Annotated in this window: 11 protein-coding genes; 2 read left to right on the top strand and 9 right to left on the bottom strand. The window is 47.5% G+C overall.

Translation table 11 applies throughout. The annotated features are described in order from the left end of the window. Positions 1 to 2: 2 nt before the first annotated feature. From ABTV53_RS04985 to ABTV53_RS04945, 9 genes are all read right to left on the bottom strand, one after another. Positions 3 to 1,010, bottom strand: a complete 1,008-nt coding sequence (locus tag ABTV53_RS04985; protein WP_433751324.1) for an ABC transporter permease — start codon at positions 1,008 to 1,010, stop codon at positions 3 to 5. Next, complete coding sequence (locus tag ABTV53_RS04980; protein ID WP_433751321.1) at positions 1,007 to 2,002, bottom strand: ABC transporter permease; 996 nt, start codon at positions 2,000 to 2,002, stop codon at positions 1,007 to 1,009. Before ABTV53_RS04980 ends, ABTV53_RS04985 begins: the two co-directional genes overlap by 4 nt. A gap of 42 nt (positions 2,003 to 2,044) precedes the next feature. Beyond that, a complete protein-coding gene (locus tag ABTV53_RS04975; protein ID WP_433751319.1) occupies positions 2,045 to 3,703 on the bottom strand; it encodes an ABC transporter substrate-binding protein in 1,659 nt (552 codons plus the stop codon). 288 nt (positions 3,704 to 3,991) lie between these two features. Continuing rightward, positions 3,992 to 4,465, bottom strand: a complete 474-nt coding sequence (gene nikR, locus ABTV53_RS04970; RefSeq protein ID WP_433751316.1) for a nickel-responsive transcriptional regulator NikR — start codon at positions 4,463 to 4,465, stop codon at positions 3,992 to 3,994. Between the two features lie 52 nt (positions 4,466 to 4,517). Next, complete coding sequence (locus ABTV53_RS04965; protein WP_433751313.1) at positions 4,518 to 5,543, bottom strand: alpha/beta hydrolase; 1,026 nt, start codon at positions 5,541 to 5,543, stop codon at positions 4,518 to 4,520. An 80-nt stretch (positions 5,544 to 5,623) separates the two neighbouring features. Further along, a complete protein-coding gene (locus ABTV53_RS04960) occupies positions 5,624 to 6,505 on the bottom strand; it encodes a hypothetical protein (RefSeq protein ID WP_433751310.1) in 882 nt (293 codons plus the stop codon). Positions 6,506 to 7,018: 513 nt separating this feature from the next. Continuing rightward, positions 7,019 to 9,046, bottom strand: coding sequence for a hypothetical protein (locus ABTV53_RS04955; protein WP_433751307.1), 2,028 nt, complete (start codon positions 9,044 to 9,046; stop codon positions 7,019 to 7,021). After that, complete coding sequence (locus ABTV53_RS04950; RefSeq protein WP_036606401.1) at positions 9,021 to 9,923, bottom strand: ABC transporter ATP-binding protein; 903 nt, start codon at positions 9,921 to 9,923, stop codon at positions 9,021 to 9,023. The genes ABTV53_RS04955 and ABTV53_RS04950 overlap by 26 nt, the downstream gene beginning before the upstream one ends. After that, positions 9,916 to 10,305, bottom strand: a complete 390-nt coding sequence (locus tag ABTV53_RS04945; protein ID WP_433751304.1) for a GntR family transcriptional regulator — start codon at positions 10,303 to 10,305, stop codon at positions 9,916 to 9,918. Before ABTV53_RS04945 ends, ABTV53_RS04950 begins: the two co-directional genes overlap by 8 nt. 1,053 nt (positions 10,306 to 11,358) lie before the next feature. Between ABTV53_RS04945 and ABTV53_RS04940 the strand changes: the two genes are divergently transcribed. Next, positions 11,359 to 12,264, top strand: coding sequence for a futalosine hydrolase (locus ABTV53_RS04940; protein WP_433751302.1), 906 nt, complete (start codon positions 11,359 to 11,361; stop codon positions 12,262 to 12,264). After that, positions 12,261 to 13,103 (top strand): 1,4-dihydroxy-6-naphthoate synthase, encoded by an 843-nt coding sequence (locus tag ABTV53_RS04935; protein ID WP_076331838.1) that lies wholly within the window; start codon positions 12,261 to 12,263, stop codon positions 13,101 to 13,103. The genes ABTV53_RS04940 and ABTV53_RS04935 overlap by 4 nt, the downstream gene beginning before the upstream one ends. Positions 13,104 to 13,145 lie beyond the last annotated feature (42 nt).

Genomic DNA, 13,145 nt, shown 5'->3' with positions numbered 1-13,145 from the left:
ATTCACCGCACCTCCCTTGAATTAACTGTACCCGTCAACGTCTTGAGACTGTTGCCCAATACATCAAACGCACGAACAACCAGCAACAATGACAGTCCCGGGAAAAAGGCGAGCCACCACATGCCAGCAGATAAATATCTCATCGACTCTGACAAAATAATGCCAATGGCCGGTTGTTGCGGGGACAACCCCAGCCCCAGAAACGTAATGGCTGCCTCATGCAGAATCGCATGGGGAAAGATTAGCAGCACGCCCACAAACAGTTGCGGGACCAGATGTGGCAGCATATGCTGCACCGCAATTTGTAACCGCGATTGACCTAACTTATGTGAAATCTGAATGTATTCTGCGGATTTCAGTTGAATCATCTCCGCTCGTACAATCCGGGCCAGATTCGGCCAGTGAGTCAGCGCAATCGCTGCCGCCACTCCTGCCAAACCTCCCCCAAATACAAAGGCCAGCATAACCAGCGATACAAGATGAGGTACACTCAGGAACAGGTCGATAATCCATGAGATTACCCGGTCAGCAGCCTTGCTTGAAGCGGCAGCCAAACCCAATAACATTGCGATTAATCCGCCACCACAAGCAGCAAGTAATCCCACTTGAATGCTGGTTGCCAATCCTTTTAACGTACGCATGAACATATCTCTTCCGAGCCAATCTGTGCCAAATGGATACGCCCAGGTTGGAGCCAGATTCCGATCCATTAATGAGGTTAGGGTAGAACCAGCGGGTAGCAGCCTGCCCGTCAACCACACGAGGACAATCCAGATCATCGCAAGGCTTCCCCAGATTACCGCTCTTTGGCGAGGATTGCGGAAATTTTGGTCTCTGGCACCCGCATAACCTTTTCTTGTTTGACGTGTTGTTCCTGTTCCTTTTCCAGTCTCAGCTTGTAGTAACCCCGGATTAATGTTGAGCCTTACCTCTTGAGTCGCAGTTTTCACTTTTGGTACTTGGGATGTTTCTGTCATCTGCTCAGAGGAGCGTTCAATCGTCTGTTTCATGACATCAACTCCTCCTTCATCCGCGGGTCGATCAAGCGATACAGAATGTCAGCCACCATATTACCTGTAAAAACAAAAATTGCACTGCACATCACAAGTCCAAGCAGCAGTGGAACATCACCGCGCAACCCAGCCTGAACCGTTGCCTGACCCAGCCCAGGATATGAAAATACCTGCTCCGCCAGCACAGCCCCGCCGAACAGTTCACTGAACGAAGCAAACTGCAGCGTGATTGCTGGCAAAACAACATGTCTGAACCCATGTCGACGGAACAGCTGAAATCCACGCTCACCCCGTGCTCTGGCAAACAGAATATAATCTGACTCCAGCACATCCGTAAGCTTTTGACGGGTATGCAAAGCGATGGAAGCTACCCCGGTCAAGCTGAGGGTCAACGCTGGCAGAATCATATGAATAGCCCGATCTCCCCATGTGACCTGATCAGCTGACATTCCTGCGGGTACCCCAAGACCAACTGGAAGCCATCCAAGCCACACCCCAAATACCATCAGCAGCAACAGCGCAATCCAGAATACCGGCGTGGAAGCCAGCGTATAACAATACCAGCAGATCAGGCGATCCAGCTTCGAATCCCGTCTCATGGCAGCAACTACGCCAAGACTGAAGCCAATGATTCCGGATAGTAGCCAGGCTACAGCCATAAGTGCTACAGAATTCATGAACCGTTCCTGGATAATATCCGCTACAGGCTGTCTGTAGATCATTGATGTTCCCAGATCTCCCTGAATCAGCGCTTGTCCCCAAGTGAGCAATCGTTCCATAGGAGATTCATTCAATCCCCAACGTTCTTCGATTAAACTGCGCTGTTCGGCGCTTACCCTGATCACGTCTCCACCAATGTAGGCTTCGATCGGATCAACAGGAGAGAATTGCATTAATATAAAAGACAACACACTGACTCCAACCAATAGAGATACAAGTCGCAACACTTTAAAACCAACAAATCTGGCCCATCCATTCCTGCCCGTCATCCAATCTCTCCCCAATTCAGGCTAAAGCTACCGCTGTGCTTCTTATTTCGTGCTGTTATCCCAGGACCATTCCTCCAGATTGGATGTCACCGGCCAGCCGTGACCATGGGGATGGATCTGCTGCTCGCCAATGTTTAGTCCATTCGTAACCAGATACAGATGATCTATATTTACGAGCCACGCCCAAGGTGCATCCCCCTGATAACTGAAACCTGTTCTTCCATCCCATTCTGCCTTCTGCCAGAACGGCAATGCCTCTTCTTCACTGGTTGCCTGAAGGGCCTTCTCCATCCATGAATCCACGACAGGATTACTGTACAGTCCTACATTGTAATATCCTTCTCCCTTGTGGGTACTGCTATAGAGGTTGTACGTCTCAAGTGGATCATGACTGCCCCAGCCAAATAATACAGCGTTGGAGTATGCCATCTTTTTCGTCTCTTCACGGCTTTTGCCTTCCACATTGATTTTAATTCCCGCCTGGGCAACCATATCCGCAGTAGCTAGCGCCAAAGATTGTCTTGTTAAATCACCTGCAAAATAAAGCAGATTGAACTCGGCCTTCATGCCGTTTTTCTCGACGACACCATCACCATCTGCATCCACCCAGCCACCAGTCGCCAGAATGCGCTTCGCCTCTTCGAGATTGGCATCCGTAAATACAGCTTCTGCGTTGCTCCAAGGCAGATCATCACTGACGGAATAAGCTGGACGACCGTATCCCTCCAATACACCCTCAACCAAAGCCTTACGATCAATCACGACATTCACCGCTTGGCGAACCGCCAGATCGGATGTTACATCATTCCCTGCGGGAAGACCATCGCCCGACTTGGCACCAGCAGGCTGCATGGGGAACATGATGCCCCGGTTATCTACGGTTTTCACGGCCTCTAATGTCATGCCATTCACCTGTTGTTTGCTAAATGCTGCCGGGATCGCAGCGATATCCACCGTACCTGCCTGCGCAGCAGCGTAGGCTGCATCTTCATCCAGATAGAGGAAGGTGAGTTTGTGGAATGCAGACTTGTTACCGTAATATTCTTCATTGGCCTCCACGATGGCCTGTTGTCCTTTGTCCCACTGTACCAGCTTATACGGTCCTGATCCGACCGGATGCTCTGCGTAATCAGTGCCATAGGCGTGTTCAGGCACAATGCCAAGTGTCGTGAGCAGACTGATGAATGTAGACTGCGGGGACTTCAATGTGAATACGACCGTGCTATCGTCTTGTGCCTGCACATCAGCCATATTCGTCAAATCAATCACAGACCCACTCTGGGCAGCTGTTTCAAAAGTAAATTTTACATCCTCTGCCGTAAGCGGCTCACCATCAGAAAATTTCACATCATCCCGAAGTGTAACCGTCCAGGTCAGCCCATCTTCACTAGCTGAGTATGCCGTAGCCAGATCGTTAACCAGTTGTAGCTTGGCATCCCGCTTCAGCAAGGTACTCTGAAAAAGTGGTGACCCATATTGCCCCCATCCGGTTGTCGGATCAAACCCGCCTTCCGGCTCGGTGCCCACAGCCAGCACCAATTCGTCTTTGGTTAAAGTTGTACCTGATTGTCCATTCTCTGCTGACGAAGCTGTTGGCGCTGTGCCCTGTGCACAACCAGATAAACCAATGGAACATACAAGCAGGATGCCTAATCCTGTTCTAACTTCTCGTTTTCCCCATCTCCATGAAAATCTGCCCATTCTGGTCGTTCCCCCTCTAAAGTTGTGCAACATCGATTCATTTCGTGTTACTTTTAACAGAAATTGTAGCACAAAACACAAAACATATGTCAATAAAGTTCACTTCAAAATCCAAATATTTTCATATTTCAGATGAAATACCAGATATACTCTATAATCGAGCGCCTGGGTTGCTCCCATTAAGTCAGGTATTATAACAAATAACAAAAAAACAGACCGTTGGCATCTAACCAAGAGTCTGTTTTAATTAGCTTCGTTATTTTTTTCGAAATGTTACTCTCATTGATCTTAATCTGCAGAGCGATGAGGATGATTGTGAATATGAGCATGAGCCAGTTTATTGAGTTCATCCACATAAGTCACAGACAGCTCCGCATACAATACCCCTTTTTGCACCTGGATCTGTTGATGCAAATGACGCAATCGTCCCAGGTTACCTCGTACGGCTATTACCTCCAGGCATTGGTCATGGTTCAGGTGCACATGCATATTGGAAATGATGTCATGATGCGCCTCGTGCTGCAGCTCCATCAAGCGAATGGGAAGATCACTGATATGGTGATCATAGACCATGACAATGGTGCCAGCCACATCCTGATCAGATTGCAGTGCAGAGGGTTGAAGTAATGTTTTTCGAACAAGATCACGGAAAGCCTCGGATCGGTTTTTGTATCCCTGTTCCTCAATATACTGGTCAAACTGCTCAATCAGAGGTGTAGGAAACGCCACCCCGAAACGGGTCAAATCTTCTTTGTCTGCCATGTTTCTCCTCCTGCGCCCTCATTTGCTTCGAGTGTACCACAGACTTGTCTGCTCATCGACTATACTGTTGCATAAATCGTACTGCCGAATGTATCGCCTGTTGACCAGCTTCACTATCCAGATCAAATTGATAATCATGTCCCAGCTTCACCAATGAGGTCGAGAAAAACAAGGTTTCCACCTCAACATCAAGGCGCTTCAAGACTTGTGCCAGCTCAATCGATTGACTGGTCAACGGGTCATCATTGCCTGAGGTAATAAATGCAGGCGGGTAATCTGGTGTGGCCTGAAGCACGGTCGACATTTCATGCAGACGTGGATAGTCTTCGAAAGTTTTGACTCCCGTATATGACCAGAGAAATGTCCGTATGAGTGGAAATCCTGTATTTGCTACCGTGCTTAGATTGTAAGGACCACAGAATAGAAGAACCCCACGCAACTCTTCCGGCTGGCCGGTTGGTGTTATATTCATCAGTCTCGCGAGGGAAGGGTTTGTCACCACTGCCGCAGTCTGACTTGCAATCTGCGCACCTGCCGAATTGCCTGCGAGAAATATGTTTTCCGGGTCACCGTGATACTCACTGACGTGGTTCTTCACGTAGGTCAAGGCCTGATTCGTCTGGATCACGGGAATGGGATATTTCGTATCCGGTGCGAGCGCATAATTCATACTAACCACAACGTAGCCCTGTTTGGCTAATTGTACGGCATAATCTGCGATATCCTCTTTATCACCCAAGACCCACCCACCACCATGAACCCACAGCACCACAGGCAAAGGTTCCGATGTTACGGAAGGATAATAGATATCCAGCGTACTGTTATTACGCCCTGCATCTGCATAGGGTACATCAACAACACGAGTTATCCCATCTGAGAGCATATTGTCCTTGCTGTTCGTATCTTGATTAGCAATCTCAATAAATGATTTTAATAAAAATACCGTTATTTTGGGTGTCCATTGTGTACCAATCCCGATAAATCCTATGATCAAAATTAGTACCATACTGGGAATCCAGTACCGTTTACGTTTAAAACCTTTTGTCCTCTGACGTTTCGTTTCCAACTTGGACTGCAATAACTTCACCTCGTTCCATCATCATCGAAGCGTCTTTACGTCTAAAGTTGTGTACGTTGCCGAGAGGATCGGGTTTCCTCTTATTTGGGTCTTTTGGAAATTTCCTGTCTGACTTTCACATACGTGGTGGATACTTTTTGCTCCAGTGTATGAATATTTTGTTTTGTGCCTGCCCACTTCTCTGCTGCAGACGCCAATGTGTTCAATGAGCTGAGCACACGTGACGTTTGGCCTTGCTTTGTACTCTGTTTGAACTGTTGTAGGGCGTTGGAATATCGTCCTTTTGCCAAACTTGCCTGTTTTTTAGCCATTTGAATCTGTTTCTTCGCGGAGTCGGCCCCTGCTAGCATGGCTCGTAAACGTTTTATTTCAGCGCTATTCCGTTTACGTGCTTCAGCAAGTTCCTTTTTCTTGATCCGAATGTCTTCTCTGGCAAGCTTCACAACGGGTCTCAACGTCTCTGCCTGAGTGCGGATCGCTGTACTCCATTCCTTATTTTTGATGGCTTTGGCTGCATCCAGCTGCCTATTGACTGAACTGTAGAGGGCGAATAACGGTTCATACCGGGCCTGGGTTTGCTTTACCTTTTCAGCTAGAGCTGTGACCTTCGCATCATCGGTTTGTCTTATTTCTACACGTAATCGCTCCAATTCCGCGGTATTGGCGGCATGAAGTGTCTTTATTTTTTGTTCCCAAGCCTGCTCTTGAGCCTTCCAGTCCCCTACTTTCTCATACGTTTGCTTCAAGGTTAACTTGGTTTGGGTATCAGCTTTGTTCAAAACGGAATCCCAGGCCTTCTGCGCGGTTACACCAAGATCTATGCCCGCCGCCTCGGCTGAAGAAGCAAAATAGATCAGGCCTGCGCTGAACAGAATCACAAGCCCTATGAGCAGGCGTGATCCGAAAATAAGATGAGTCAACGATGGCAATTGACGACGCCGAACGTTACTTTGTTCCATCATGTGACTATGGCTACCTGCTATTGGAGAAGGGAATAGTATGTCACTCGTCTCCATTAAAGCTATATCTTCTGTAGCTATATCTTCGATATGCTGTCGCCCCTTTTTTTCTTCCAATAGGCCGTCATGTTCTATGAAGTTATGTGAGTTTGTTCGTTCCAATAGGGAAGAACAACACTCCATTGCCTCCTGTTCATTTATCGTTTCCTTCCACGTTTCTGTTTGCATGCGTCTCTACACCCTTTCTTCTAAAATATTTAGCAGAATAGCCAATGAAATCAGCGAACGACAAAAAAGCACCCGCAAGTCAGGCATTTGCCTGCTCTTACGGGTGCTTCCCTCATAAGCCGTTCCATATGAGATTCGATTGAACGAGTCGCTCGAACCTTTCCTTTTTCTAATATATTCCATTTACTGTATCTGGTCAAGTCGTACTAGTTTAACTGGTCTAATATCAACCCTTCGATCAACGGGAGAACCCTTCCCGCATTTAATCAACAACGTATACAGCTCAACTTATTGATTGACCAAAATAGCTTTCATTGCCTCGGTCAGATCCTCTTCTTTTAGCATCATGTAGATGTTCTCGCCACGAGTTACATTCAACTTGATCTGATAAATGGTATCTTTCTCTGTTAGATAACCAGACCGTTGACGTTTGAGCAAATCACTAATGATTTCTTTGTTTTTAGTCGCTATCTGTTTGTTACCACTTAGATTTCCATCGATATATTCTGGCTGCGGAGTAGTCCACTGAAGCGAACCCGGACTGTTAATCTCCTGTTTCGCAAACTGAGCGGAGACAATCTCATCTGCCTGGACAAGCAACTGGTCGTATAACTTGTTCTCCTTCAGCCAAGCCAATACCCGATCATAGCTAGGTTTGATCTCATAATTCCACATCTCCCTCGGTTGAAATGGATCTTTCGAAGTAGAGTCCTGATTCATCTCCGCGTAAGCAAACGACTGCCACGGGGAGCGCTGTTCTTCATAGGTCTGATCCAAAATGTCCTGCTTCAACAATGCTTTGAACTCACGGACTTGCTCCGGATTGCTAATATAAACCTTCCGGTATGAACTTATGGCAGAACGAATGCCGAAACTTAACGCATCTTCATCCAGCTTATACGTTTCAAAGGCGACTCTTTTGTAATCCTGGGACTGTTTCAGAGCCTTTAATTCCTGATGGAATTCGGCTTCTGGAATGTAGTATTTACGTTTCATCACTTTGCCGTTATCCAGCTTGTAGTTAATTAATATAGACTCATCATTACGCATACCTGTATTAATCGGATCATCCAGTAAAGGAAGATCGGAATCCACAATTTTTTGATGAAGAGCGATAACTGCCCCCATGTATTCCGGATCATTAGAATAGAGGTGAGCATCGTCCTTTTTCTGATTGACACCGTTACTGTAGGTATAACTCTCCCCACCAAGCTTGATGCTGTTCACCTTGCTCATTTCAGGCACTCGAGCGGCGTATCCATTCCAGTCGGCAATAGGTACGTACAGTATCAGACCAGCGATGATACCATATAGAATCAGCTTGGGTAGCAGCCTGCTGCTCCAGATCAGCCATGTTTTGCGAATAATCATCTCGGCAACGATATAACCTACAATTCCGCCGAGGATATATCCGAAGATTCCCCATCCAGCTGATCCTCTTGGAGCAATCATTGTAAAGTAACCTCCGCCAATCAGAACCAATGTAAACATCAATCCAAAGCGGAATATAGGTTTTATAAGCTTAAACGTAACTGCTTGAGTAGCAGATTCAACCTGTCTCTTCGCATAAAGTACATAGGTTAGAGGAATAAACAGGATTGCAAATATAGCATAGATAATTAACTCCTGACGGATTACAGGGAGGTTACTGATCGAACCCACACGCAGGACAAGTGAGAGTTTCTCCGCATTAAAGCCCACTTCTTCAAAAGCATATCCGAGCAAATAATGCTGGAGATGAAGTGACATAATGAACCACACGACTACAGGTAACAAGACGAGCGCGTACACGGTAAGTCCCTGCAATACAGATTGACCAATACACATGCCGACCGCCACAGTTAGCATGAACATAAACAGTGAGTAGATACTCATGCTCAAGCCCCACATCCAGATTGTACTGCCATCGAACAAAAACGCAGGTTGATCCAGTACCGCCCATACCCAGCCGGTAATCGCAGTTGTAATCCAGATTGGAATCAGGATCATGGCATATCCGGTCAACAGATTAATCGTTAATAGATGTTTACGACGTAACGGCAAACTATGGAACAGATCCGAAGGTGCACCAGATTGAATGTACCGAAAAAGAAAGATTCCAGCCGCTACGGGCAGTGTGATAGCGAACAAAATCTGCACTTCACCATTGGCCTGAAACAAACTTGTAATCTGCTGTGGCACATCTCTGTACTCGGTAGCAATATATAAAGGTAACGAGAACAACAATGTGATGAGAAATAAAATGCCTATCCATCCATGCTGTCTGAAATTTTGGATCAGGATGCCCCGGTTACAGAACAATCGGTTGAATATCATACCCTGCGTCCTCCATTTCGTAAATAAAGATTTCTTCGAGCGTCAAAGGCAGTACATCCAGCAGATACGGGTCATGTATACGGAATTGATCGGTTACCTGTTGTCGGTTGCCTTTGACAATGTACAGGGATACACTTCCCCGTTTCTCTTCATGCAAAATATCAATCTGCTCATCCATGGCTTTCGCATGGTCCGGGTGGCGGAAAGCGACCTGGATTTTATGCGTATCGGCCTTCAGATCATCGAGATCCTTCTCTACAATAATTCGGCCTTTGTGCATAATCGCCACATGGTCACACAGATCTTCGATCTCACGCAAGTTGTGCGACGAGATGACAATGGTTACCTGACGCTCAGCTGCTTCCTGGAACAGCAAGTTTTTGATCTGCTGGCGCATGACCGGGTCAAGGCCGTCGATCGGTTCATCCATCAGCAGCACTTCAGGCATACAGCTAAGTCCCAGCCATACGGCTGCCTGACGGCGCATGCCTTTGGACATGCGATGCAGCTTGCGTTTTACATCCAGTTTGAACACCGTCGCCAGTTGCTTGAACCGCTCCTCATTCCAGCGTGGATATACGGAACGATAAAATGCAGCCATCTGGGTTATTGAAGATTGCGGGAAAAAGTAGGGCGAATCGGCCATAAAAATCGTGCGGCCTTTGAGATCCATATTTTCATAAATCTCATTATCTTCGATACGAACTGTCCCGCTATCCTGACGATAAATGCCAGCCATCATTTTGAGCAGCGATGTCTTGCCTGCCCCGTTGGAACCGAGCAAACCATAGATCGACCCCTTATGTATGTGCATCGTTACGCCATCCACTGCCTTTTCCTGTTCAAACGCTTTGACGACTTGATTCAGCTCAATCATGAGGCTCCTCCTTCTCTATACGGGCCATAGCTTCCTCAAACAAAAGTGTCATATCCGCTTTGGTCAAACCGGAATACGAAGCTTCTGCAATCAACTTCACCAGAGACTCTCTGATCTCATCCTTCATGGCTTCATTTGGATGTTCCACTGACGATGATACGAAGCTCCCTTTTCCCTGCAAAGAATAGATATAACCTTCACGTTCAAGCTCGCGATACGCTTTCTGAATCGTATTTGGATTCACAGTCAGCTGCGTGGATAACGCACGAACGGAAGGCAGCTGCTCATTGGGCTTTAGAATACCGTATACGATCATTTCTTTGACTTTGTCCACAAGTTGCTCGTAGATCGCCTTACGGCTGCGTACATCTAATTCGAACATCCCGCACCTCCTTTCTGTAAATGTGTGAAATAACCTATGGATTTAAATGACTGTATCTGAGGTGTATTAACTGTACTACTATTATTAATACAGTAAAATCAGAATGTCAACCGTTGACTTTGACTTCTTGTTTTATTCGGAGTACGGTAAGAAGGATAGTACATATGGTATATTTGACATATTGTTTTAGTCTGGAGAGCAGGTCATTTGGGCTTAGGATGGGGTATGATCAAGGTGTCATTCACATGAGGGTAGGTGACACAGGCTTATTGAAGCGATATGACTACCTGAAGTGATATGTCTACTTGGAGCGTTACGGTTACTTGAGGTGATATGCCTACTCGAAGCGTTACGGTTACTTGAGGTGATATGCCTACTCGAAGCGTTACGGTTACTTGAGGTGATATGCCTACCCGAAACCTTGCTTGACCGCTTTTGACAGAATTACATGCAGAGGTTGTTCAGGTCTTTCCCCTTCCGTTATGATGGAGATGAGATATTGTTCAACAATCACTGTATCTTTGTTAATTTTTTTGTGCGCGTTTAATCTGATTGATTGCCTTGTTGGTAAAGAATCTGAAGGTCGATATATGATTTACGTTGAGTGGGTCGGGGCAATCTTCAGCCTTTTTACTCGTTTATCTGTTCGTTTGGAGCGCCAACTCGTGCTGTCCGCATTGAGCATACATATTGTAGATATGTCTTTCAAAGGGTGGACACGGACAGGAGAAAGCACTCCGGAATTGATATTCTACATATAGATCATTTTAATTTTTTTATCTGAAAACATCTATATGTAGTGTTTCATTTGCTTGGGTCGATATAGTACCTTTTTAGAAAAAGTGTCCACTCTTTGAAAGACAAAATTAAGATAAATGTCCTTTTCAAGAGGACAATATGTTCTCGAAATTAATTTATATAAGTGAACTATACAATTACACGGAAATATAGAAGTAAGTCATAACCCTAAGAAGTGTAGCTACAAGCTTGCTGTATGAAAGATACTATGGAGGCAGAGGCTACGCTTCTAATACCTCACAAGGAGAATCGGCGATGAATGAACATAGGCAGGATGAAGAGCAGAAAAATGAACCAAACGCATCACACGAAAATAGCGGACACCACGGGGATTTAACTGGGGAAATAAACACTTCAGATATAAGTCCAATCCAAGAGAATTCATCACAACGTGTGTTAATTGTAACCGCGGTTGATGCGGAGAAAGATGCAGTCCTCCGCGGCTTGGGAGATGCGGCCGCAGAACGTTTTGACGTCATTGCTGCGGGCGTTGGCCCAGCCTCGGCCGCAGCTGGAACAGCCGCTACATTGGCATATGCCGTAGCGGCTGCGAGCACAAGGGCGTTGGCGCAGAGTTCTACTACGCCAAGCCCATCGGATGTAGCACAGACATCTGCCACATCTTCAAGGCCGGGGCTCCTTGCCGGGACCGGCTCTTCACCAGCCTACATGCTGGTGATCAGTGCCGGCATCGGCGGCGGGTTCCCCGGCCGGGCGGACGTCGGCTCCCTCGTGGTAGCCGACGCCATGGTTGCCGCCGATCTGGGCTCGCAGACGCCAGACGGCTTCCTTCGTGTGGACGAGCTCGGATTCGGCTCGTCCATTGTGGCGGCGGACGCGGAGCTTGCCGCTCGCCTGCGCCATGAGCTGCAGCGGGCCGGGCTCGCTGTCAGCGGAGGCACTGCGGTCACCGTGTCCACGGCGACCGGAACAGCGGAGACGGCCGCGGAGCTATTGCGCCGTGTGCCGGATGCCGCCGCCGAAGGCATGGAAGGCTTCGGCGTGGCAACAGCTGCCCAGCAGTTCGGCGTGCCAGCACTCGAACTGCGGGCCATATCCAACGCGGTCGGTCCACGCGACCGCGACGCTTGGCGCATCAAGGATGCCCTCGATGCGCTCCAGGCTGCAAGTTCCATTTTACGGGAGGTTATTACATCATGAAAATTGCATTTTCCCCTTGTCCAAATGATACATTTATCTTTCACGCATGGGTGCACGGGTTGATCCCGGGCGCACCTGAGCTGGATGTCCGTTATGCGGATATTGATATTACCAATGGTCTGGCGGCTAATCCGGATGGACCCGACACACCTGAAGTGATGAAAATATCTTATGCAGCACTGCCATACGTGTTATCTGACTATGCTCTGCTTCCTGCTGGAGGCGCACTTGGCAGAGGATGTGGTCCTTTGGTTCTGACCGCAAATGGCACGACCGATCCTGGCTATCTGTCTGGACGACGGGTTGCTGTACCAAGTGAACGCTCGACAGCATATCTGTTATTCCGTCTGTGGGCAGCGCAAAATGTTCCTGGCGGTGTAGGCGAGATTGTTGTCATGCCATTCGACCAGATCATGCCTGCTGTGCGGGACGGCAAGATTGATGCCGGACTTGTCATCCATGAAGCACGTTTCACGTACCAGAACTATGATCTCAAACTGATGACAGATCTTGGTAACTGGTGGGAAAGCGACACAGGCCTTCCGATCCCGCTTGGAGCGATCATCGCACGTCGCAACATGGATGCTCATGCCCTCGCCGGATGGGCACGCGCCTCCGTTGAATATGCATGGGCGCACCCGGATGAGTCGAGAGCATACGTGATGGAACATGCCCAGGAAATGGACCCTGACGTAGCTGCACAGCATATTGGCCTGTACGTTAATGAATTCAGCGCCAACCTGGGTGATGATGGGTATGGTGCGATTACTGCACTGCTTGGGCGTGCGATGAAAGAAGGACTCGTTCCCGAGTTCGACCTTGATCTGTTGCGAATCTAATATTTGATTATTGTTTGCTATATCCGATTCGTTAGAAATTGG

It is taken from the genome of Paenibacillus amylolyticus (assembly GCF_050990605.1).
GTDB lineage: Bacteria > Bacillota > Bacilli > Paenibacillales > Paenibacillaceae > Paenibacillus > Paenibacillus amylolyticus_H.
The sequence above is the reverse complement of the archived record's forward strand: the minus strand, read 5'-3'. Positions and strand labels throughout refer to the sequence as shown.